Genomic DNA, 23,193 nt, shown 5'->3' on the forward strand with positions numbered 1-23,193 from the left:
CAGCCCTTTGCACAATTGGAGCCTGACCGTTCAACAACTTTACATTAAATTTGGGGAACGGATACCCCTGATATTAAACACCAATTCCTTTGGGGCTAGCCCCAAAGGAATTGAAACAACGGACAGAGTTTAATTTACAGACCCTTTCAGAATCAATAAAATCCGGCTTAATAAAAGATTTTGACCCTGAAAGCAACTCAAAAAAACATGCCAAATACTTACCTTTTTGGGCGTGACTTTCCTATGTAACAGTTATCATATAGCACATGCAATTTAACTTTAATTGATTTTTACTGTTACCCCTAGTTCAACTTGGATTGAACCATTAACTTTTTAATATAAACAGTCTATTATGAATTTAACTGGCAGTCTTTTCTAATTATTAACCTCTAATCATTTTTGTGAAACGGGCTAAAATCGTAAACGAAAAAATTACTTTCAAATACTGTTATCCTCAAAACTTCTCCAACTAAACACTTAATAGATTACCTTAGCATTAATCAATACATTATCCATGACCATCAGCAAAAGACAAGTAGTAATTCTATCCTCCATTTTGGCATTGTTGGTAATTCCGTTTATAGCCATGCAATTCTCATCCGAAGTACAATGGTCTTTGTTTGATTTTATAGCGGCAGGCGGTTTACTGTTGACATTGGGTTTCGCTATCGACCTTGCCATCAGAAAAACCAAAACCATCCAAAAAAGGTATCTGATCATCGTTGCTATTGTCATTCTTTTCCTTCTTATCTGGGCAGAATTGGCCGTGGGTGTTTTTGGCTCTCCTTTGGCAGGTAGTTAACTTTTTTATAGGCTGGAACAGCCTAACATCATTTATATTCTAAAATTTTTGTTAAATACGAGATTTCTCGTAAAGTTCAGGCGTAACTACGCATAATCCTTTCATAAATTTTGATGATATTTAGGCTTTTTAACTGGCACGAATGGGCAAAAGGAAGAAGCAAGCCAAAGTATTACGCATATTTCGAAAAGTACACAGAACCACAGGAGCATTCTTGTTCATTTTTTTCTTTTTTATTTCCGTATCCGGTCTCATTTTGGGATGGAAAAAAAACTCAAACGGATATATTCTCCCAGAAACACAACAAGGAACTACTGCCAACTTAAAGGAATGGTTACCAGTGGACAGTCTACATACCATTGCCCTCCATACAATCCATGACGAAATATCGCACACATCTTTTGAGGTAGACCGTATTGATATTAGAAAAGAAAAAGGTTCGGTAAAGTTTCTGTTCGTGAACTCCTTTTACGAGGTGCAACTGGACGGCGCCACGGGCAAAGTTCTTTCCATTGGGCAACGAAGGTCCGATTTTTTAGAAAACATTCATGACGGTTCCATTGTGGATGATTACCTCGGAACAAACGGTTATATAAAACTTGTGTACACATCGGTGATGGGTATTTCCCTTTTGATTTTCACCATTACCGGATTTTGGCTCTGGTATGGACCCAAACGCATGAAGAAAGCTAAAAATAAGGCTATTACATAAAAAAAACCGTCCAAACCATCGGCTTGAACGGTGCTTTGTTTTACAAACAACAAATATTTTATCCCTTTACTTTTTTAGTGGGAATGGTTCCGTATTTATCTATGAGGTACACCAAACTGGCCATCGTAGCTGCTCCCAATTCCAATTCACGTTTGTTCACATGCTCAAAAGTATCGTTTTCGGCATGGTGATGGTCAAAATAGCGCTGGGTATCGGGTCGCAATCCCGCCAATACTATCCCATCCTCTTTTAACGGACCTATATCCGCACCACTTCCTCCTTCGTAAAACAGGTGAACCAAGTACGGTTCGAACAAATCCCTCCATCCTTGAATCTGTTTCACATTCTCCGAAGAAGCATCAATGGAAAAACCTCTAGGCGTAAACCCGCCAGAGTCGCTTTCCAATGCAAATATGTGTTGTTCGTTTTTGTCTCGGGCGACTTCCGCATACTTATTGCCACCTCGCATTCCATTTTCTTCATTCATGAAAAGGACAACGCGCAAAGTTCGTTTTGGTTGATATCCAGTTTCCTTTAAAAGCCTCAACACATCCATACTCTGTACACACCCAGCTCCGTCATCATGGGAACCATCTCCCAAATCCCAAGAATCCAAGTGACCGCCTACCACCATAATCTCGTTGGGATAGGTGCTTCCTGTTATTTCTCCGATTACGTTGTAGGATTGCACATCTTCCAGTTGCTTACAGTTTTGCTTGAAGTAAAATTTTACATCAGGATTTAATTTAAGCGTAGTACTCAACAACTCCGCACCGTTTGTACTAATGGCCGCCGCTGGTATGCGTTGGTTCACTGGAGTATCACCATAACTCATGGAGCCTGTGTGCGGATAGTCATCCAAACGAAGGTTCATGGAACGTACAATAACGCCCGATGCCCCATATTTTGCGGCTTCGGCCGCACCAGAATAGCGTTGGTCCACACAACCTGAATATGCAGAGAAGGTATTGATCAGTGTTGGGTCCATCGGACGGTTATAAAAAACAATCTTGCCTTCTATTTTATCTTTTCCCAACTTTTCCAAATCCTCAATGCCCTTGACCTCGACCACGTTGGCCTTTAAACCGCCGGCGGGTGTTGCCACTGATCCTCCAAGTGCACAAATGGGCACGTTGGTGGTCAACCCAGGCTTTGTTTCAAAGTAGGCAAATTCAGGAACTCCCCTTACCCATTTAGGCACCATTACGGGTTGCAACCAAACCTTGTCCAATCCCAGTGAGTCCAATTGTGCCTTGGTATAATCCACGGCCTGTTGTGCTTGTACGGAACCTGAAAGCCGTCCACCAATTTGGTTGGAAAGGTAGTTCAGCCAATCATAAGCCTTACCATTGGTCAGGGCTTCATCGTAAATTGCTTTTATTTGTTTTTCGTCCTCGGTCTGAGAAAAAAATGGGGTACTGACCAACAAAAAGGCCAAAAGTAGGACTGTTCTCATGTGGTTTCTTTTTCCAGTTCTTGTTTAAAGGTTTCTAAATTAGCTTTTATTTCATCGTCCAGCTCGGGTTCCTCAATATCTTTGTACTTTTTTAACGCTTCCATCATGATGGAGGCCACAATTACCCTAGCTGCTTTTTTGTTATCAGCAGGTATTACGTACCATGGAGCATGTTCCTTGGAAGTTTTGCCCAAAGCTTCTTCATAACACTCTTGATAATTATCCCAAAGTTTTCGCTCTTCGAGGTCGCCTGGAGAAAACTTCCAATTCTTTTGCTTTAAACGGATTCTGCGCAATAAGCGTTGCCGTTGTTCTTCTTTGGAAAGATGCAGAAAAAACTTGAAGATTATGGTGCCATTATCGGCAACATGTTTTTCAAAATTATTGATTTGCTGATAGCGCCTTTCCCAGAAATCATCATCAATATCGTCCACAGATTCCACTTTTGGCAGGTTCTCTCCCAAAATATATTCTGGATGGACCTTGGTCACCAATACATTTTCGTAGTGTGTACGATTAAAGACAGAAAATTTTCCTCTTTCGGGCAAATCAATATAGTGCCGCCAAAGGTAATCGTGCTTTTTTTCCAAGGTGGATGGCACCTTAAAACTATGCACCACCACTCCCCTAACATTAAAATCTTTAAAAACTTCCCTGATCAAACTGTCCTTGCCCGCGGTGTCCATTCCTTGTAAACAGACCAGCACTCCATACTTTCCGTGGGCGTAGAGCGTATCTTGAAAATCTCCAAGGTCCTTTCGGATATTCTTCAGTTCCTTTTTGAGTTTCTTCTTGGATGCACCAAAATCCTCGTAGGTGTCTTTTTCAGATAGCTTTACCGAATCAACTACCTTGTAGTCTTCTGTTTTGATTTCTTTCATAGGAATGAATATAATTCTTTTTGATCACTCCTTCAACCTACTTATTAAATGTGTAGTTCATCGATACTTTGACCACTTGTGCCCAAAGTTGGTTCTTTAATCGATCTATTTTCTCCTCTGGACGATGAAATTCGTAACTTTATGATTATCAACGACACAGCGTCCCAAATCTGTAAATCGTTATGAAAAGCAGAAAGATTATCCTACTTATAGTCTTTGCTATTGGTCTTTTTGGCCTTTGGCTCATGGCTTCGTTCACTACACCTGCAAATGCCTGCCAATATGCAAGCACCAATTTGGAATACATCAAAAGTAAAATCCAAGAGGCTGTGGTGGCCGACAATTTAAATATGGCCAAGTACCACGCCTACAAAGCGTTGAACGGTATTGAAAAAACAAAGGGCAATTTTTTGGACTGTGGCTGCGAGGGTGCCATTGAAAGTTTGGAAATTACACTTTCCCATTTAAAAACGGCTACAAAAACCAGTGTTTCACCAAAATTCAAAGCGGCATTGCACCAGGCTTTGGAGAGCACTATAATCGGCATTAATGTGTTACAGGAGTTCGGGCAACAAACTTCCAGTGATTATGGAAGCAATGTACTGGTACTGAACACCAAGGAAGTTCTGGGTTTTCAGAACGGAATGATGTTGACACATGGTTCTACGGTAAAAAAACAGGTGCACAGCTGTTTATTGAGGTTTGAGTCTTCCTTGGATAAAGTGGTTTCTGATGTGAACTGTGAAGAAGCTCACAGGTTTATTACCAATATTTATGAAGAATCTCGTTTGACCTTGTTGAACACCAACCTATCGCAACATAAAAAGGAATATCACCAACGGGTTAAAACCTTGGCTAAAGATGCTCTGGAAAAATTAGGTGATTGCCACTAGGTTTATTTACTGGCGAATAGTTTCACATCCTCCTCGGATACTTCCTTACCTCCTAGAATAATCAAACGTTCCACAACATTGCGGAGTTCGCGTACATTCCCCGTCCAATCATAACTCTTAAGCAATTCTATGGCCTTTTTGGAGAAACTCTTTTGTCCTGTTCCTTGTTCGGATGCTATTTTTTTGGCGAAATGTTCTATCAATAAAGGTATATCGTCTCGCCTATCGTTGAGTGCGGGAACCTTGATCAGGATCACGGCCAAACGGTGGTAAAGATCTTCTCGGAATTTACCTGCTTCAATTTCCTTTTTTAAATCCTTATTGGTAGCCGCAAGTACCCGAACATCCACTTTAATGTCCTTATCCGAACCTACGCGACTGATTTTGTTCTCTTGCAGGGCCCGAAGCACTTTGGCTTGGGCCGAAAGGCTCATATCGCCTATCTCATCTAAAAATATGGTTCCCTTATTGGCCGCTTCAAACTTTCCTGCCCTGTCCTTAACAGCAGATGTAAATGCGCCCTTGACGTGTCCAAACAACTCACTTTCAATCAACTCAGAAGGAATCGCTGCACAATTCACTTCAACAAACGGGGACGATGAACGCGGGCTTTTTTGATGCACCCAATGGGCCACGAGTTCTTTACCAGTACCGTTGGAACCCGTAATCAGAACCCGGGCATCGGTAGGCGCTACTTTTTCGATCATGTCCTTTATGGCATTTATTTCCTTGCTCTCCCCAATCATTTCATAGTTCTTGGAAATCTTTTTCTTGAGCACCTTGTTCTCCACGGCGAGTTCCTTTCGGTCCAAAGCATTGCGAACTGTGGTAAGCAATCGGTTTAAATCCGGTGGTTTGGAGATGTAATCGTATGCCCCCAACCGCATCGTATTTACTGCTGTGTCGAGATCACCATGACCTGAAATCATTATAAATGGAATCTCTGGTTTTATTTTCTTGGCGGCTTCCAAAACCTCTACCCCATCCATCTTTGGCATTTTGATATCGCAGAGCACTAGGTCAAAATCTTCCTTTTTGATGGCTTCAATTCCTGCTAGGCCGTCCTCGGCCTCAACTACATTATAACCATCGTTTTCTTCGGCCAATATTTTTACCAATACCCTTCTAATTGCCGATTCGTCCTCTACTATCAAAATTTTTGACATATACTGCTATTTAAAATATTCCTATTTTGAAACCTGTTCTAATATAAAAATTTGCATCGTTATTGAACAAATACACCTCGCCACGATCTTTATTTCTTAATTTGCCCTCTTGGTACACACTGCTTCCCACAATGGCAAAAAAGGACATACTCTTGGAAATGCTGTATTGATACCCCAAACTACCTACCAAAGTGTTGAACGAAATCCGGGAAGCTGCCAACCCATTATCCAAAACAATATCGTTTTGAAGATTTAAAAAGTAACCGTCCAAGAACAGTGCCAACTCCAAACTGTGTTTTTTATCAAAATGATATTTCAGGTTGGATTTTGGCACTCCTACTATAAACGACCAGTCTGGGTGGAACTTTTTATAGTAATGGATCAGGGGCAGCGGAACGGGAATCCCAGTAGTACTGTTGTAAGTCAGCCCCAAAACCACCCGAAAAGGTTTATCTGCTTTTGGTTTTTCTTTCCAAAAAGCCGCCGAACCATTCATAAAAAAATCATCCTGCAGCACACCATCCAATAAATTGGATGCCAATCTAGGAGTCAATATGGCCACAAAATTCCAATTCTCGTTCCATTTTTTGATCAATCCCAAATTAAAATCAATGACATGGAAGCGAATCATCTCTTTTTTATCAAATGGAAGGTCTGCTGAATACCCCATATCAAAACGATTATATTCGGCACCTGTAACCAGGTAATCCTTATTGTTGTTCAATTGTATGGGAAAATTGAGCAATGCTTTGTAGCGCTGTGTCTTGACACCGCTATCGTTTTCGGGAATATTAAGGTATTCCAGCCTAAAAATATCTGTGCTCTGTGCCCATAAACTATGGCTACAAAGTATTACAATGAAAGTGATCCACTTCCAAATTGCAATATGGTGGGTTGAGGTTTTTATGTGTGTCTATTGTTTTGGCTGAATAATATGTATATCGCGTTGCGGGAACGGGATGCTAACGTTGTTCTCCTTGAACTTGGCGTTGATTTTATAGCGCATTTCACTTTTTATCCGTGGATCTCGGAAGGTATCGTTGGTAAAAAAGTATATGGAGAAAATCAATGCCGAATCCCCAAAATCCTCGAACAGTACAAATGGTTTAGGGTTTTTGAGCACTTGTTTTTGGGTATTGGCCACTTCTTCCAAAATAGTGGTCACTAAATCCACATCGCTACCATAGGCAACACCTACACTTACTTTTTCTCGTGTGGTTCTATGGTTTTGGGTATAATTGTATACTATATCGCTTATAAATTTGTGGTTGGGCAGTATCAATACCTTATCATCTCGGGTAATGGCCCTTGTGGTGCGGAGCTTGATTTCGAAGACTTTACCTACCTTACCATCAACCTCCACAACATCGCCTACCTGTAGCGATTTATCAACTATGATAAAAATACCCCCGAGAATATCCTTGAACAACTCTTGCAATGCAAGACCCAAACCTACAAAAAGTGCTGCTGAGGCCGTAATCACTAAAGTGATATCCACTCCCGCTGCACTTAAAGTGACCAATACAGCAATGAGGTAAACGACGTAATGGATAAATTTGAATACACTGGAAAACTTTTGTTTGTCTTCCTGCTGCATTTTTCGGGTAAAGATGCGGCGCAGCCATTTCAGCAAAAATTTTGTCACCACTATCGTAATCGTCAACAATAGTAAAAGCCCAATGGTAAGATTTATAGCCTTTTCGCCTTGACCAATATGGAATCCAAGGTCCAAAAAATCCTTTATGGTCCCCCAAACATCTTTCGTAATGATTTCCTTTATTTCTTCTGCGCCTTCTTGCATACTATTTTAATATCTTAACCATTTTATCAATTCTTTGTATGTTGGTTTTTTACCATACATTAAGATACCTGTCCTATAAATTTTGGCCGCCAATGACACAATACCCAAAAAGGTAACCATCAAAAGAAAAACGGACAACAAAAATTGCCACAAAGGCACTCCTCCTTCCCCTATTCCTCCCGGCAAGCGCATCAGCATTACAATGGGCGATGTTAATGGAAACAACGAAAACCCAATTGCAATGGGGCCATGCGGGTTGCTAAAAACCGAAAAGAACCCAACATAAATAGCCAGCATTAAAGGTAATATAATAGGGAAAATAAATTGTTGTGTATCCGTCTCATTGTCCACCGCGGCACCAATAGCCGCATAAATGGAGCTATAAATAAGGTAACCAAGTATAAAATAAATAAAGAATGACCCTATAAGCAAGCCCCATGGAATATCGTAGATTTCCTTGGCATACATCATCATTTTATCATCCATAGTGCCCAATTGCGACATTCCCATTGGTCCAGGAGTCACTCCATTGTCGCTTGATAGTGCCGTCAAGTCTATTCCAAAAATCATCACTGCCACTAACATCAACAATGATGCGGAAATGATCCAAATGGTAAACTGGGTGATTCCTGCCAAAGAATTTCCTATAATCTTCCCGAGCATTAATTGAAAAGGTTTTACCGAGGATATGATCACTTCAATAATCCTACTGGTTTTTTCCTCGATAACACTACGCATCACAAAGCCCCCATAAATAATGATGAACATCATGATCGCATAGCCAAAACCTCCTCCGATAATAGCTTTGATCTCGTTGATGCCCCTCACACTTTTTTCCCCATCGAATGTGGATAGGTTAATTTCAAAAGGTTTTTCCACACTGGAAAACTGTTTTGAGGTTACTCCTAATTTTTGCAAACGATCTTGTCGCAATTGGTTTTGAAAAATATCCTCCAATTCTTTGGTCACAGAGGTATTGGGATTGTCCTTGGTAAAAAGATACGAGGCATTGGACACCTCCTCGACCGTTGCTCCTTGGGGAATATAGAGCAGCCCATAATATTCCAAGGAATTGGTCGAGTCCTTCGCCTGTTCCAAGGTCAAGTCGTCCAGATGGACATAGGATATATTCTTGGATGGACTAAATTCACTTTGAAAGAAGGCACTTTCGTTCAAAACGGAGACTACCCTGGTCTCATCATCATTTATTTTGGCCAAATACGCAATAAGAACAACCATCCCCACCATTAGGAGTGGGCTCAAAATGGTCATAACAATAAAGGAACGGTTGCGCACCTTGGCCAAATATTCGCGTTTTATAATTAAACCAAGTTTACTTGCCATTGTCCTTGTTGTTTACAGTTTGAATAAAAATATCGTTGGCCGAAGGTATGGTTTCTTCGAACCTGTTTATGTTCGATACCTTGGAGAGTTCCGCTAAAATATCACCCGTATGCGATGATGGCAACTGCACCTTAAAATGTATTTGATTTTCCAAAGCATCTATTTCCGAAGAAAGAATGTTGAACTTTTGTTCCAAAGAACGCATAAAGGCCTCTGCATCTTTCTCCATTTGCACACCCACATTAAAAATGTTGTTCTTGTAAGCCTTTTTTATATCCGACAGTTTTCCGTCCAATATTTTTTCGGACTTATGGATAAGGGCAATGTACTCACAAAGCTCTTCCACCGACTCCATACGGTGTGTGGAAAAAATGATGGATGTACCCTTTTCCTTTAATTGAAGAATCTCATCTTTGATGATGTTGGCGTTAATAGGATCAAAACCACTGAAAGGTTCATCAAAAATCAATAGTTTGGGTTCGTGCAGCACGGTGACTATAAACTGTATCTTCTGGGCCATTCCTTTGGAAAGTTCTTGTATTTTTTTATCCCACCAGTCACCAATATTTAACCTATCGAACCAATATTTAAGCCTTGTTTTTGCCTCATTTTTGGACAATCCCTTTAACTGTGCCAAATAAAGTACCTGCTCCCCCACCTTCATACTCTTATACAGCCCCCTTTCCTCGGGCAAATACCCAATGGATGCTATATGCTTTGGAGCCAAGGGCTCACCATTAAGCAGAATTTCACCGGAATCTTGGTGTGTTATTTGATTTATAATCCTGATAAAGGAAGTCTTGCCTGCTCCATTGGGGCCCAAAAGTCCGTATATGCAATTCTCGGGAATTTGTAGTGAAATGTTGCTCAGCGCTGTGTAATCACCATAGGTTTTGGTCACATTTTTGGCAACAAGGATATGATCCATGTAAACTATTTTTTCAAAGATATGTATTTGCTAGCTACCTATTTTCCTATAAAAACAAAAACCCACCCTTAAAAAAATCAAGGATGGGAAAAAAATTGCTATGAAAAAGAAAATTAGATATCGGTCACCCAACATCAGTTTCAAATATACGTTTTTTATTTAAACAGAAGGATTTTTCTCTTAAGAGAACATATCTTTTACCTTCTCAAAAAAGGATTTATCCGATTTTTCGGGCCTTGGAACAAAATTATCATCGTCCTGCATACGCTCAAAAAACTCCTTCTGCTCCTTATTTATATTTTTTGGTGTCCATACGTTTACATGCACCAATAAGTCTCCCGCTCCATACCCGTTAAGGCTGTTGATTCCCTTACCGCGAAGTCTTAAAATCTTTCCGGACTGTAGCCCTGGTTCCAATTTTATACGAACTTTTCCCCCTATGGCATCAATTTCTTTGGAACTTCCCAAAACGGCTTCGGGCATGCTTATGTACAAATCGTAATGCAGATTGTCACCTTCACGTTTTAGCGTTTCGTGCTCAACAGTTTCAATGGCGACCAACAAATCTCCTGCAATACCGTTTCCAGGGGCATCATTACCTTTGCCGGATACTTTTAGCTGCATGCCATCTTCCACCCCTGGTGGAATTTTAATGGACACGGTTTCTTCTTCGACCTTGAGCCCTTGGGCATCGGCTCCAGCAGGTTTTTTATCTATGGACTGCCCAGCACCCCCACAAGTTGTACAGGTGGTGGCTGTTTGCATTCTGCCCAAAATGGTATTGGTGATTTTGGTAATCTGTCCGGTACCGTTACAAGTAGGGCAAGTTCTATAGGTAACCCCGTCAGCTTGACGCTTCCGTCTTACCTTAACTTTCTTTTCCACACCATTGGCCACTTCTTCCAGCGTTAGCTTAACACGGATACGAAGGTTGCTTCCCTTGGCTCTGCGCTGTCCGCCACCAAATCCGCCAAATCCACTGAATCCTCCGCCACCGCCAAAGGCGCCACCAAAAATATCACCGAACTGACTGAAGATATCGTCCATGTTCATACCTCCACCGCCAAATCCGCCACTTCCATCGAAGGCAGCGTGTCCAAATTGGTCGTATTTTGCCTTTTTGTCAGGATTGCCCAGTACTTCATAAGCCTCGGCAGATTTTTTAAACATTTCCTCCGCCTTGGCATCACCTGGGTTTTTGTCCGGGTGAAACTCGATGGCCTTTTTCCTGTAGGCTTTTTTTATTTCTGCGGCTGAAGCTCCTTTGGAGACTCCCAATATTTCGTAATAATCCTCCTTCATACAGTTTTAGTTTCCAACAACAACTTTTGGATGTCTTATAATGCGGTCACCAAGCTTGAAGCCTTTTTCCACGACATCTATGATTTTCCCTTTCATTTTCTTGTCCGGTGCAGGTATCTGGGTGATGGCATCGTGCACCTCGGCATCAAATGTATCCCCCGCTTTTACCTCAACTTGTTCCAAACCTTTGTTCTTCAAGGTTTCTTTGAATTTATTGCTGATGAGTTCCACGCCTTTGAACATTTCCCTGTCCTCGGATTTGGAAAGCTCTTTTAACGCACGTTCAAAATCGTCCAAAATAGGAAGCAAAGCCACCATGACCTCTTGTCCGGCTGTCTTGAACAAGTCCATACGCTCCTTGGAAGTTCTTCGCTTATAGTTTTCAAACTCGGCAAAAAGCCTTAGGAACTTTTCTTTTTCTTTTGCCAAATCTTCACGCAGCTTCTCCTCCTCAGAAATTTCTTCTTGGATTTCTTCTTGGATTTCTTCCGTGGTTTCGGTTTCTATATGTTCATCGTTCAGTTCAGTACTTTCTTCGGTTTGCCCTTTTTTAGGCTCATCTTCCATTTCCTCAACCTTACTTTTATTGCTCATGTTCTAATGTTTTATTCCGATTTGAAGTGGCAAAAGTACTGCCAATTGTCCAAAAATGTCAAAATGTCACCGCAAAACATAAAAAAAGCCGCCAAAGCGGGCTTTAATTATTCAAAAAGTTGTGTACTCTGATTTTTCTATGCCTCAACAGATGCAGGCATACCTTTTTCTTGTGGTGTATATAATTGTTTTAAGGCTTGACAAATATTCACATACTGAAAAGAGAATCCTTCTTCTTCTATTTTTTTACTGCTCACCCGTTGGCTTGCCAATAAAAGAGTAGCCATTTTTCCCAAAACCAGCCTTAAGAAAAATGCGGGTACATTTGGTAACCACAGGGGTCTTTCCAAAATTTTGGCCAGTTCCTTGGTAAGTTTTGTGTTGGTGACTGGATTGGGGGCCACACCATTATATGTGCCCCGAAAGTTGTTTTCTGCCGCAAAAGCGAACATTTGCGCCAAATCTTTGATATGTATCCAAGATTGCCATTGTTCACCACTACCAATCGGTGCGCCAACAAAGTTTTTTACAGGCCTTGCCATTTTGGGCAGGGCACCACCTTCTGTTGACAGTACGAGACCTATCCTAATTTTAGCGACATCTACACCAATTGTTTCAAAGGTTTCGGCCTCGGCTTCCCATTTTTGAACTACCTCGCCCAAAAAACCTCCATCAACTTTGGATGTGCTCTCATCATAATAATCCGAAATAGAATCTGGATATATACCAATAGCCGACGCTGAAACAAGACATTCAACTTCGTTGTTATTGGAGTTTTCCAACCCTTTTTTTAGGGTTTGTAAACTATTTATACGACTGGAGATCACTTTTTTTCGATGCTGGGGGGTCCAACGCTTGGCTATACTTGTCCCGGCCAGATTGATTATGGCCTGCACATTATTAAAGCAGTCTGTATCTATCTCACCTTTGGCAGGATTCCAATAAAATCCTTGAAAATCTTCGTCGGAAGTAATTTTCCCCTTGCTTGTGGTCAAATAATTTACTGGAATGCCCTTTTGATGCAAAACCTCAACTATGGCCCGCCCAACCAATCCAGTAGCTCCTGTTATCAACACCTTCATACAATCACAATCATTTTACGCAAAGTTATAGGTTTAATCGACTGTTTATGAGACCTTAATTTAGGTTTAACATATTTGTTTAAACTTTAAACCTATTTATGACACCAAAAGCATTTTCCTTAACAGAATATTGGCTATCACTCCTGTTTTGTGGCTCTTAGCATTTCTCTTTTCCCTGGTGGGCCGGGCAATCGTTCTACGGTAAAACCAACAGCTTGCATGGCTCGGCGCACACTGCCTTTGGCGGCATAAGTGACCAAAACCCCGTTGGCTTTTAGTGCTTGGTACATTTTCAAAAAAATGGCTTCGGTCCAAAGTTCGGGTTGGACCCTAGCACCGAATGCATCAAAATATATAAGGTTGAACTGGTTTTGCTGACTGATTTCCTTAAAATCCTTTTTTTGTTTTGAAAGTGTGAAATCGGTTGTGATCGAAATGACTTTTTCCCATGGACAACTATGCATTTTTTGAAACATTTGCTCCAATCCTTCAAAACCCAACTGCTCGCAATAGTCCAACTGATTTACCTCTTCTAAGGAAACCGGAAACGCCTCAACCCCAACATAATCAACACTCAATTGTTGTTTGGAAGCTTCTATTAGGGTAATAAGTGCATTGAGGCCCGTACCAAAACCTATTTCCAACAGATGGACTTTTCGATTCTGAAATAACCACAGACCATGCTCAATAAAAACATGATAGGCTTCTTGAACCGCACCATGTTTGGAATGGTACTGTTCGTCCCAATCTTCTATTTGGATGGTCTTGGAACCGTCGCCAGTTGTGATTATTCTTCGCTTCAAGGTTGGCTGGCAATCAATACCCCGTCTGCTTCAAACCTCAACGTTTTCTTGGGAGCGGTAATTTGGGCCAGTTCATCTTCGGAAGCACCTTCATCCTCTGCGTAGTGTTTTTGGTCTTCTACGGACATTTCTTCAAAAAAAGCCGCACCGTTCATCACCACTTTTTTTCCTGCGGCATCCTTTGGCACAAAAAAACCGTAATCCTTAAAACGGACAAATACCTCTTCATTGGACTCCAGTTCCACCTTCATCCAGCACCCTTTGGCTTGGCATACCTCCTTGATCTCACCAACTATTTGGGTCTGCAGGGAATCCCTTCCAGAAATTTCATTAAATGGAGCTGATGTTTTGGAAGCCTCTCCAGAAACTTTGAATTCCTCTCCAAAATAATCGCCTTTAATGGTTTCTTGCTTACATGAAACCAGTGCCATACCGAGTAAAATAATTGTAGCAAAAGTGTTAAAAAGTCTCATTTTTGATAACATTTAAGTAATTGTGGGTCAAGTATAATATTTAGATTTGATTAACGTCCAAAACTAACAATAAATAGCTAATTTTATCCCTGTAAATGTAAGTGATATGGAAACATTAGCGAATAAAATAGCTATAGAAAGAGTCAAAAACTCAAAAATCCATGATGTGGATTTTGACAATCTTTCCTTTGGAAGTGTTTATTCCGACCATATGTTGGTCTGTGATTATAAGAATGGTGAGTGGTCTGCTCCCAAAGTGGTGCCTTACCAGCCGATTACCCTGGACCCATCTGCAAAGATTTTCCACTATGGACAATCTATTTTTGAAGGGATGAAGGCCTACAAGGACGAAGGTGGAAAAGTTTGGCTTTTTAGACCAGAAGAAAATTGGAAACGATTGAACAAGTCGGCCCAAAGATTGGCCATTCCAGAAATACCCGAAGCTTATTTTATGGAGGGGCTCAATGCACTTATTCAATTGGAGAGTGACTGGATTCCTCAAAACCCAGGCAGTTCCTTATACATTAGACCCTTTGTTTTTGCTTCTGGAAATGGGTTTCACGCTTCACCGGCCGATGAATATAAATTCATCATCGCCTGTGCACCTTCAGGGGCTTATTTTTCGGGAAAAGTGAAAGTTTTGATAGAAGAAACCTATTCACGAGCAGCAAACGGTGGCGTAGGTTACGCCAAAGCAGGTGGTAACTATGCCGGACAGTTTTATCCAACAAAGTTGGCAGCGGATAAGGGTTATCAACAAGTAATCTGGACAGACGATAATACACACGAATTTATTGAGGAGGCAGGAGCCATGAACGTTTTTGTTCGAATCAACGATACATTAATGACCGCCCCTACCAGCGATCGTATTTTGGACGGAATAACGAGAAAGAGCATTTTGGACATTGCCAAAGATGAAGGCATTAAGACCGAGGTTCGCAAAATATCCGTTCACGAATTGGTCGAGGCTGCGGAAAATGGCTCTTTAAAAGAAATGTTCGGTGCAGGTACGGCTGCGGTAGTGTCTCCGATTTCTGGCTTTGGCTACCACGGCAAGGATTATACATTGCCCGAGATTGAAGAAAGCTATGCTTCTTTATTGAAAAAAAGAATCACGGACATTCAATACAACCGTGCCGAAGATAAATTTGGATGGCGACACGAAGTCATCTAGTAAGAAAAGAAGAGTGTATCTTAAAAGTCGATTTTCGTCAACCTGAACTTGTTTCAGGCTCTCACAATGATTTGTTTATCAGTATGATGGGATTCTGAAATAAATTCAGAATGACGTATTTTAATACTTTTTAGACACACTCTTTTATTTATCAATTATAGTTTGAATGTCAGGTTTAAAATAGTTCGGCCCCTTTAACACCTTGCCATCTTCACGATAAATAGGCTTTCCGTCCGCACCGAGCTTACTCATGTTACTCCGCTGAATCTCCTCGAACACTTCTTCAATCTTATATTGCATGCCGTGCTCCAATATGGTCCCACATAAAATATAGAGCATATCCCCAAGCGCGTCGGCCACCTCAATCAAATCATTGTTATTGGCGGCTTCCAAATACTCACGGTTCTCTTCATCCATCAAATTGAACCTTAGATTGTTTTTGTCCTTTCCCAAATCTGCCTTTGGCTCTTGGGAAACTCCGAGACCAAAAGAATTGTGGAAGAGCTCCACGGCCTTAATTTTACTTTCCATTACACTTATTTGATTTAGCTTTGCATAAAAATATAAAATATGTTCAGTACGGGACAGCTAATTTTCGCAGCCTTATTTTTTATAGCTTTTGTGGCAATCATCTCATTTTCTTATCGAAAGGACAAGAAATTGCACAAAAAAAATTATAAAGGTGTCATCTGGATTCTAGCTGCCTTCTTAACATTTATAATTATCCTGTTTTTGATTAAACACTTCCTCAAAAATTAACATTTTATTTGTCTTTACCACAAAAATCAATTGTTTAACAACAATAGTTGGCCCTGTATTTCGTTCTTATAGGAAAAAACGTACTTTTGTTTTAACAATACTTTAAGCACCTAACCAGTAATGACTGTATTTTTAAGTATTCTTTTTGTTTTGCTTACCATTAATGCCGTTCTGTTGATTTTCAGTGTCAACGGAGCTAAAGAAAGGTTTACAAAACCTATGCAACGGATTTCTGAGAACTCAACCACCAAACTTTTCCCCCGTGAGGCCGTAGAAACCGAGTACAAAGAAGCGGTTTAGTTTGTACCTTTAAGGCATGAAGCAAGCCTTACTTGTTTTTTTGGGCGGAGGAATTGGTAGCGTTCTACGTTATTTGATTTCCAAACCCCTCAACCCCCTTTTCCATAATTTCTTTTTGGGGACCTTTTTGGTCAATATTATAGGTTGTCTTTTAATTGGTCTTTTTTTAGGTCTCTCTGCCAAGGGCAATCTACTATCCCATAACAACACTCTTTTTCTGGCTACTGGATTTTGCGGTGGCTTCACTACTTTTTCTGCATTTGCTTTTGAAAAGCATACCTATTTAAAGAATGGCGAACTTCTCAATTTAGCCATTTACATGATTTCGAGTATTGGCATTGGTGTATTGGCCGTTGTGTTGGGATTATGGATTGCCCGACACATCCATTAGTTACAAACTGTATTTTTATCGTTAAAATTTGTTAAAAATTAAACATTTTACATGTTTTGTGGCACTTCTATTGATAAAAACAAAGCATTAGACACATAATGTTAATACAAAATCAACAAATACATAACAAAAAATAATTTAAAATTCAATACCCCTAAATTTTAGGGGGTATTTTTTTAATACTCATAAAAATTGAACAACAACCCTCTCATTTTAGGTGGTCTGTATTGAATTCATATATATTTGAATCATCAATTAACTACTTAATTATGAAAAAAGTCGAGGCAATTATTAGAAAATCCAAATTTGATGAGGTAAAAAAAGCCCTGCATCAAATTGAGGTCAACTTCTTTAGTTACTGGGATGTAACAGGGGTTGGAAATGAAAAACAAGGACATGTCTATCGTGGCATATCGTACAGTACGAGCGATATACAGCGAAGGTATTTGGTTATCGTAGTTAGCGATGACTTTCTGGAAAAAACCGTGAATGTTTTATTGGACACTGCAAGTACGGGTAATGTTGGTGATGGAAAAATTTTCGTCTCCGATGTTATCGAAGCTTACAGAATTAGGACCAAGGAAAGCGGTAGCGCAGGAATCAACTAACATTTAATAGCCAAAAAACTTAAAAACTTAGATTATGATTGTACAAGAACAAGAAGCGATAGATAAAGCCGTTGAAGCCATAACTGGCGATATGGGCGCCTTGTGGATTACACTTGCCGCCGTTTTGGTATTTTTTATGCAAGCAGGATTCACCCTTGTGGAAATAGGTTTTACCAGAAGCAAAAACAGCGGTAATATAATAATGAAGAACGTTATGGACCTTGCCGTAGGCTCCATAATGTTTTGGGCCGTAGGTTACGCCATTATGTATGGAAGCGATTTAGTGGGCGGAGGATTTTTTAGATCTAGCCCATCCGATCAAGGGTATTTCTTTTTTAGCGCCGATGATTGGCACAACCTGTTCTTCCAAACAGTTTTCTGTGCCACAGCAGCCACTATTGTATCGGGAGCAATTGCAGGTAGAACCAAATTTTCCACTTATTTGATTTTCTCCGCAATCCTCACCACTTTAATTTACCCCATTTCAGGTAGCTGGTACTGGCCTTTTGACGACGATGCATGGTTAAACACAGCCGGATTCGTTGATTTTGCAGGTTCTTCCGTAGTACATGCCGTAGGTGGTGCCGCTGCCTTGGTAGCCGCCATTTTGGTTGGCCCAAGAATTGGTAAATATGTAGATGGAAAGGCCAAGGCGATTCCAGGTCATAATATGGCCTTTGGAGCATTGGGTGTATTTATCCTCTGGTTGGGATGGTTTGGATTTAACGGTGGTTCCCAATTGGCTTGGGGCGGTGACGATACCATCGCTGCAACCAGTGTTATCATAAACACCAACCTTGCCGCTGCCATTGGTGCCATTGCAGCCCTGTTCTTTACCTGGGCCAGATATGGTAGAGCGGATATTTCCATGACATTGAACGGTGCTTTGGCCGGTTTGGTAGGTATTACCGCCGGATGCGGGTCCGTAAATGCTTGGGGAGCCCTTGCCATTGGTCTGCTATGTGGTATTGTAGTGGTTGCGTCCATTGAATTTATTGATAAAAAACTTAAGATTGACGACCCAGTAGGTGCCATTTCCGTTCACGGGGTTTGTGGATTCCTTGGAACCGTACTAATTGGCCTATTTGCACTGGATGGCGGATTGTTTTACGGAGGTAGCGGAAAACTACTTTGGGTACAGACCTACGGATCGTTGGCCTATATTGTTTGGGCTGCTGTTGCTTCCTTTATAGTACTCTTTATTTTGAAGAAAACCATTGGACTACGGGTATCTGAGAAAGAGGAAGTTGAAGGTTTGGATTTGCACGAGCATGGAGTGGAAGCTTATCCAGAACACATTTCCCAAGACAAATAAAACAAGTCTTTCAAACTCACAACAAGATTGTAAAAAGGAACGGAGCGTTCTGCCAAACGCTCCGTTGAATAACCTTTTCAATCAAACTCACAATTAAACAACCGTCCTTCAATAAAAGGACAACTTAAAACGATTATGATATGAAAACGATTATAAATACAAATTTCGGAAAAATTTTGGCCATCGCCATTATTTCAATGGTAACATTTTCAGCTTCTGCACAGGAAGAAGAAACCACTCCTAAATTTAGCTTTAGCGGTACGGTGGACGCTTATTACCGAGCAAACATCACCGCTCCAAATGATGAGGAATGGATAGCCCCAGGATCCTCTTTTGCACAACTACCAGGGTTCTCTTTGGGCATGGCAAATGTTATTGCCGCTTACGAAGGTGAAAAAGTAGGTTTTGTGGCCGATTTGGTTTTTGGCCCACGTGGTACGGATGCTATTTTTGAATCACCAATGTATTCAGCAACTGGCGACATCATCAACCAATTGTACGTATATTGGAACGTTAGTGATGCGGTGACCCTTACCTTTGGTAACTTCAACACCTTTTTGGGGTATGAAGTAATTTCTCCTGCGGCAAACTTTAACTACAGTACTTCCTACCTATTTTCTTACGGTCCTTTTAGCCATACAGGTCTTAAGGCCGATTTTGATTTAGGTAACGATTGGTCTGCCATGGTGGCCGTAATGAATCCAACAGATTTGACCGAGTTCAACCCGACAGGTGATTACGCCGTGGGCGCACAATTGGGATACTCTGGTCAGTTTTTGAACTTCTTGCACAGCCAAGGTGGTTTCGAGGTTGACTATACTGGTGGTTTTGACCTTTCCGATGAGTTCTTCTTGGGAATCAATGCCGCTTATTATGACAACAGCGACGTTGAAGTAGATTTTGCAGGTGTGGCACTTTATCCCCAATATGCAATTTCAGACACTTTCAGCCTGGGATTACGAGGTGAGTATTTTACCGAAACGGATTTGGGTGCTATAGACCAAACAGATTCACTAGCTGGTGATTTGGATGTGTTCGCTGTTACTTTAACGGGAAGCGCCACTATAGGCAACTTGATCCTTAAGCCAGAAGTTAGATTGGACAGCGCCTCTGAAGATGCCTTTATCGACAATGATTTGGCTCCGACCGGAAGTTTGGCTTCCGTATTGTTCGCTGCGATATACTCCTTCTAAGCAATATAGATATGACACGAAAAAAGCCTTAATCCTATTGGAATAAGGCTTTTTTAGTCCTTGTTAAAATTTTTCACTCCTGCTCTCACTTTAGTTCTCAAATAATTTTGCCTTGGCACTAGAGGGCAGGAGTACTTTTTGTTATACACGCAGTAAGGATTATATGCTTTGTTAAAGTCGATTACCAACGTATCGCCTTCAGGAATAGTGAGATCGATATACCTGCCACCACCGTACGTTTCTTCACCATTGGTATTATCCAAAAAAGGCAAAAACAGATAATCTTTGTATTCCTCGTCATCCATCAAATCCAGACTTTGATAAACCTCCAATTGATGCGCTGCACCGTTTAGGGTAAAATGGGCAATTCCATAGACCACTTCTTGGGTCTGCCTATCCGTAGTGGTGGGCATCAAAAAAGGCTCTGCATTGGGAGTACGTTCAAATCGTGCTTTTACAATGTATGATGTATCCGGCTTAAAAAAATCGAGACCTTCAAAATCTTTACGGTATTTGTCGGGCAAAGGAGAGGAATCCGGGTCTTTAAAACTTTCGTTCTGTTCTTTTTGATATTCAAGAATACCGGCGATCAAGTCAGATTCAACTGCTACCGTCTTTTCTTCATCATGATATTTTTTACCTTGACCACAGGCTGTTAGGAATATAACTGAAAGTAGGATTGCGTATTTCATTCAGAAAGTATTTGTACAAAAATACAGCTCTAAACTAAATCAGTGTCAAGTCTACATGGTAGATTAATTTTCATCGACCTTAATATCGTACCGCGCGTCTTTCAAATATTTTGAGACAAGCTCGTTAAACTCCGGGGTAATGCGGAACAAGGCTGTATTTTCCAGACTATAGAGCTTTTCCTTATCCTTAAAACCCTTTTTCAACAACTCTTCCAAATAGAACAACGAAGTACCAAAATCATCATTTTTAGCACTGAGTGAAATAGTTTTTAGGTAATACTCGTAGTTGTCCGGCTCCAAAATTGTTTTCAGCATATACAAAAATGCCAAGGCATCTTCATCAACCACTTTTTCCGAAGCTATAATGTCAATGTAATCCTCTGCCAATGCATTTACAAACCCCTTTAATCGATGTCCCATTTGTTTTTCATACGGTTTTGAACCAGAAATAAACTTTTCTATCTCGCCCATTTGGTGGTTCCACCAACCCAAATTGTTGAAATTATGGGTGTAAACATCCTCCTCCATATAATATTGATAATCTTCTTTCAGCATAGACTCTTTTAAGAAAGCAGCGTTTTCTGCTCGTTTCAAGGTTTTAAAATCCTTGTTTCTCCGAAGATCTCGCTGTACCGACCTTAGAGAATCCATATTTCTCAACGCCCCGTACATGGACATCATTTCTGTCATATATTGTTCCGCCCACAATAAGTCGCCAATACTTTTCAACTGATTTAACTTTGCCAAATCTTCCTGGTACGCTTTTTCGATATAGGATGTATCTTGGGGAATCCATTTTCGTCCCATGGCATCGAGGGTGAAGAGTTGCATTCCCTTCTCCAAGTAATCAACGCCCGGCCAATCGCCATTTCCATCGAACAGCAAAACCTGATTGGGAAATTTATAGCGGTCCAACAGCTTGGTGTCCGTCAACATAAATGAATAATTAAAGTTTTCTTTACTGACCATACCCACAAAATGAAAAGGCTTCTTAACATTAATGAGTTCGCTATTGGATAAAGAAGCGCCAATGGAGATGGCACCATTGACCCCATTGATAAGAATGGGCACCAAACTGGCAAATTGCCCTCCAGAATCCTCGCCTGCAGCATAAACCCGATCATTATGTATTGGCAATAGACTTGTTACTTTCTGGATTGCTTGGCCAGCTACTACCATATTCTTGGTCAAAGAAATACTGTCCAGTAACTTTGGTGCCGCCAAAACATAACCTTCCTTTTCCGCGGCAACCACAAACATTGACAGTGCTTTTTTCTCATTCCCCTCCGTATCAAAAATCATGAGCAACGGCCACTTTTTATCCATGGAGAATGTTTTGGGAATATAAAGGGAGTAGGTATTCTTGGTTGAATCGTTGACCGAAAGATTATCAATAATCTCCCCCTTTTTCAAAACTATTTGTTGCGAAAAGACAGAAAATGTGCAAAAAATAGTTAAAAGCAGTAACAAATATGTTTTTCTCATAACCCTATTTTAACAATAATCTAGCCAAAGTCTGTTCCCTAATCATCAATTTAACAAGAAAACTATTTAACTGTTTTACTTTTCTTGATGGGGGAATTGGCCACAACGTTGGACAATACAATGTGTGTTCTACATTCACCATACACGATCAGTTCATCAATAAACTCTTCTAAATGCGATTGATCACGAAGCACTACCTCCATAATGATGTTCTCATTGCCCGTAATTCGATAACAATTTACCACTTCCTGAAACGTTTTGACCTTATCCAAGAACGGTTTGAGTTTCCCCATAAAGGCACGCAACATAATAATGGCCTTCAGCTGATACCCGGCCTCTACATAAGAAATTTTAGTGCCGTAACGCTCAATAATCCCGAGGTCTTCCATCTTTTTTACGCGTTCTGCCACAGCGGGTGGTGTCAACCCGATTTTCCTTCCAATATTGGCAAAAGATTCCCTCGCATTTTGCTGCAAATGATTCAGTATTTGCCAATTCAAGTCATCTATCTTCATATCAAAAGAAATTTACCACTATTTTTTTACTATCGAAAGTAAAATCGAACACTCACTTTATTAACAAAAGTAAAAAAATTTAAATCATGCTTAATTTTATGGTACAAAATTGCTATTGAAAATGGAGAGAAACTCCCTTAACTCCTTAGGTGTTTATCGTAAATCTTTGGCGCTACGCGACATGAGCGAAGCGGTTGCGGCTTATTTTGCCCAAAACAGGGAAATTCTGTCTTTGCGTAAAATAGATTCCTTCCGGGACGACATTTCCAAATCCCTTTTGGCGGATGCCGATTTGATTACGAAAGAAGTGGAACAAGCTGCATTGAGCAATTGCCATTCCTCACGAATGAGAAGCCTTTCTTACGTAAACATTATGACCCGCAACATTCTTGCATATTGTAATGGACTGGAAAGAGACGGCGTTAAGGAAAAAGAATACTTGAACCTCCTGCGCAGAGAGATTCGCATTTTCCGGGTCTCCTTTAAAAAATGGAGAAAGTCCTTGATCAACAAGAACGACTAAG

General features: G+C 40.6%; 27 protein-coding genes. 11 read left to right on the forward strand and 16 right to left on the reverse strand.

Going from position 1 to position 23,193, the window contains the following annotated elements; genetic code table 11:
• The first annotated feature begins 514 nt into the window (after positions 1-514).
• Entirely contained in the window at positions 515-802 is a 288-nt protein-coding gene (locus GO009_RS08980; RefSeq protein WP_163625880.1) for a hypothetical protein, read from the forward strand.
• A gap of 133 nt (positions 803-935) precedes the next feature.
• The gene (locus GO009_RS08985) at positions 936-1,514 is read left to right on the forward strand and encodes a PepSY domain-containing protein (protein ID WP_163626054.1); all 579 of its coding nucleotides are present in this window, start codon (positions 936-938) and stop codon (positions 1,512-1,514) included.
• Positions 1,515-1,572: 58 nt separating this feature from the next.
• Here GO009_RS08985 and GO009_RS08990 read toward each other — a convergent pair whose 3' ends face one another.
• Both GO009_RS08990 and GO009_RS08995 read right to left on the reverse strand, forming a co-directional pair.
• Positions 1,573-2,970, reverse strand: a complete 1,398-nt coding sequence (locus GO009_RS08990) for a M20/M25/M40 family metallo-hydrolase (RefSeq protein ID WP_163625881.1) — start codon at positions 2,968-2,970, stop codon at positions 1,573-1,575.
• Positions 2,967-3,851, reverse strand: a complete 885-nt coding sequence (locus tag GO009_RS08995) for a PPK2 family polyphosphate kinase (RefSeq protein ID WP_163625882.1) — start codon at positions 3,849-3,851, stop codon at positions 2,967-2,969. The genes GO009_RS08990 and GO009_RS08995 overlap by 4 nt, the downstream gene beginning before the upstream one ends.
• A 182-nt stretch (positions 3,852-4,033) precedes the next feature.
• Here GO009_RS08995 and GO009_RS09000 point away from each other — a divergent pair, with 182 nt between their 5' ends.
• A complete protein-coding gene (locus tag GO009_RS09000; protein WP_163625883.1) occupies positions 4,034-4,744 on the forward strand; it encodes a hypothetical protein in 711 nt (236 codons plus the stop codon).
• Positions 4,745-4,746: 2 nt separating this feature from the next.
• On the opposite strand, the gene GO009_RS09005 is transcribed toward GO009_RS09000, so the two are convergent.
• The 10 genes from GO009_RS09005 to GO009_RS09050 form a co-directional block, all read right to left on the reverse strand.
• Positions 4,747-5,910: a sigma-54 dependent transcriptional regulator gene (locus tag GO009_RS09005; RefSeq protein ID WP_163625884.1), complete on the reverse strand. Its 1,164-nt coding sequence runs from the start codon at positions 5,908-5,910 to the stop codon at positions 4,747-4,749.
• A gap of 10 nt (positions 5,911-5,920) precedes the next feature.
• Entirely contained in the window at positions 5,921-6,817 is an 897-nt protein-coding gene (locus GO009_RS09010) for a DUF6268 family outer membrane beta-barrel protein (RefSeq protein ID WP_163626055.1), read from the reverse strand.
• Between the two features lie 6 nt (positions 6,818-6,823).
• The gene (locus tag GO009_RS09015; protein WP_163625885.1) at positions 6,824-7,711 is read right to left on the reverse strand and encodes a mechanosensitive ion channel family protein; all 888 of its coding nucleotides are present in this window, start codon (positions 7,709-7,711) and stop codon (positions 6,824-6,826) included.
• 6 nt (positions 7,712-7,717) lie between these two features.
• Complete coding sequence (locus tag GO009_RS09020; RefSeq protein WP_163625886.1) at positions 7,718-9,055, reverse strand: ABC transporter permease; 1,338 nt, start codon at positions 9,053-9,055, stop codon at positions 7,718-7,720.
• Positions 9,045-9,983 carry an ABC transporter ATP-binding protein gene (locus GO009_RS09025; RefSeq protein WP_163625887.1) on the reverse strand — a complete coding sequence of 313 codons (939 nt, stop codon included), beginning with the start codon at positions 9,981-9,983 and terminating at the stop codon, positions 9,045-9,047. Before GO009_RS09025 ends, GO009_RS09020 begins: the two co-directional genes overlap by 11 nt.
• A 180-nt stretch (positions 9,984-10,163) precedes the next feature.
• Positions 10,164-11,285, reverse strand: a complete 1,122-nt coding sequence (gene dnaJ / locus GO009_RS09030) for a molecular chaperone DnaJ (RefSeq protein WP_163625888.1) — start codon at positions 11,283-11,285, stop codon at positions 10,164-10,166.
• A 6-nt stretch (positions 11,286-11,291) separates the two neighbouring features.
• Positions 11,292-11,879 carry a nucleotide exchange factor GrpE gene (locus tag GO009_RS09035; protein WP_163625889.1) on the reverse strand — a complete coding sequence of 196 codons (588 nt, stop codon included), beginning with the start codon at positions 11,877-11,879 and terminating at the stop codon, positions 11,292-11,294.
• Positions 11,880-12,016: 137 nt separating this feature from the next.
• Entirely contained in the window at positions 12,017-12,961 is a 945-nt protein-coding gene (locus GO009_RS09040) for a TIGR01777 family oxidoreductase (protein ID WP_163625890.1), read from the reverse strand.
• Positions 12,962-13,098: 137 nt separating this feature from the next.
• The gene (gene mnmD / locus GO009_RS09045) at positions 13,099-13,764 is read right to left on the reverse strand and encodes a tRNA (5-methylaminomethyl-2-thiouridine)(34)-methyltransferase MnmD (protein ID WP_163625891.1); all 666 of its coding nucleotides are present in this window, start codon (positions 13,762-13,764) and stop codon (positions 13,099-13,101) included.
• The gene (locus GO009_RS09050; protein WP_163625892.1) at positions 13,761-14,237 is read right to left on the reverse strand and encodes a DUF4920 domain-containing protein; all 477 of its coding nucleotides are present in this window, start codon (positions 14,235-14,237) and stop codon (positions 13,761-13,763) included. Before GO009_RS09050 ends, mnmD begins: the two co-directional genes overlap by 4 nt.
• A gap of 106 nt (positions 14,238-14,343) precedes the next feature.
• On the opposite strand from GO009_RS09050, the gene GO009_RS09055 reads away from it, so the two are divergent.
• A complete protein-coding gene (locus tag GO009_RS09055; RefSeq protein WP_163625893.1) occupies positions 14,344-15,411 on the forward strand; it encodes a branched-chain amino acid aminotransferase in 1,068 nt (355 codons plus the stop codon).
• Positions 15,412-15,555: 144 nt separating this feature from the next.
• On the opposite strand, the gene GO009_RS09060 is transcribed toward GO009_RS09055, so the two are convergent.
• Positions 15,556-15,942, reverse strand: a complete 387-nt coding sequence (locus tag GO009_RS09060) for a nucleoside triphosphate pyrophosphohydrolase family protein (RefSeq protein ID WP_163625894.1) — start codon at positions 15,940-15,942, stop codon at positions 15,556-15,558.
• 39 nt (positions 15,943-15,981) lie between these two features.
• On the opposite strand from GO009_RS09060, the gene GO009_RS17640 reads away from it, so the two are divergent.
• The 6 genes from GO009_RS17640 (at position 15,982) to GO009_RS09085 (ending at position 19,977) form a co-directional block, all read left to right on the forward strand.
• Complete coding sequence (locus GO009_RS17640) at positions 15,982-16,170, forward strand: hypothetical protein (RefSeq protein ID WP_239057436.1); 189 nt, start codon at positions 15,982-15,984, stop codon at positions 16,168-16,170.
• A gap of 120 nt (positions 16,171-16,290) precedes the next feature.
• Complete coding sequence (locus GO009_RS09065; RefSeq protein ID WP_163625895.1) at positions 16,291-16,470, forward strand: hypothetical protein; 180 nt, start codon at positions 16,291-16,293, stop codon at positions 16,468-16,470.
• A gap of 16 nt (positions 16,471-16,486) precedes the next feature.
• The gene (crcB, locus tag GO009_RS09070; RefSeq protein WP_163625896.1) at positions 16,487-16,861 is read left to right on the forward strand and encodes a fluoride efflux transporter CrcB; all 375 of its coding nucleotides are present in this window, start codon (positions 16,487-16,489) and stop codon (positions 16,859-16,861) included.
• A gap of 269 nt (positions 16,862-17,130) precedes the next feature.
• Positions 17,131-17,469 carry a P-II family nitrogen regulator gene (locus tag GO009_RS09075; protein ID WP_108246498.1) on the forward strand — a complete coding sequence of 113 codons (339 nt, stop codon included), beginning with the start codon at positions 17,131-17,133 and terminating at the stop codon, positions 17,467-17,469.
• 34 nt (positions 17,470-17,503) lie between these two features.
• Positions 17,504-18,784, forward strand: coding sequence for an ammonium transporter (locus tag GO009_RS09080; RefSeq protein ID WP_163625897.1), 1,281 nt, complete (start codon positions 17,504-17,506; stop codon positions 18,782-18,784).
• Positions 18,785-18,924: 140 nt separating this feature from the next.
• Positions 18,925-19,977: an outer membrane beta-barrel protein gene (locus GO009_RS09085; protein WP_163625898.1), complete on the forward strand. Its 1,053-nt coding sequence runs from the start codon at positions 18,925-18,927 to the stop codon at positions 19,975-19,977.
• 53 nt (positions 19,978-20,030) lie between these two features.
• Here the strand turns inward: GO009_RS09085 and GO009_RS09090 are convergent, their stop codons facing one another.
• The 3 genes from GO009_RS09090 to GO009_RS09100 form a co-directional block, all read right to left on the reverse strand.
• Entirely contained in the window at positions 20,031-20,669 is a 639-nt protein-coding gene (locus tag GO009_RS09090; protein ID WP_163625899.1) for a DUF1684 domain-containing protein, read from the reverse strand.
• A 63-nt stretch (positions 20,670-20,732) separates the two neighbouring features.
• Positions 20,733-22,082, reverse strand: a complete 1,350-nt coding sequence (locus GO009_RS09095) for an alpha/beta hydrolase (RefSeq protein WP_239057437.1) — start codon at positions 22,080-22,082, stop codon at positions 20,733-20,735.
• 134 nt (positions 22,083-22,216) lie between these two features.
• Positions 22,217-22,669 carry an Lrp/AsnC family transcriptional regulator gene (locus tag GO009_RS09100; protein WP_163625901.1) on the reverse strand — a complete coding sequence of 151 codons (453 nt, stop codon included), beginning with the start codon at positions 22,667-22,669 and terminating at the stop codon, positions 22,217-22,219.
• Between the two features lie 121 nt (positions 22,670-22,790).
• Between GO009_RS09100 and GO009_RS09105 the strand changes: the two genes are divergently transcribed.
• Complete coding sequence (locus GO009_RS09105) at positions 22,791-23,192, forward strand: hypothetical protein (RefSeq protein ID WP_014031733.1); 402 nt, start codon at positions 22,791-22,793, stop codon at positions 23,190-23,192.
• Position 23,193: the final 1 nt, after the last annotated feature.

This window comes from Allomuricauda sp. TY007 (assembly GCF_010468565.1).
GTDB lineage: Bacteria > Bacteroidota > Bacteroidia > Flavobacteriales > Flavobacteriaceae > Flagellimonas.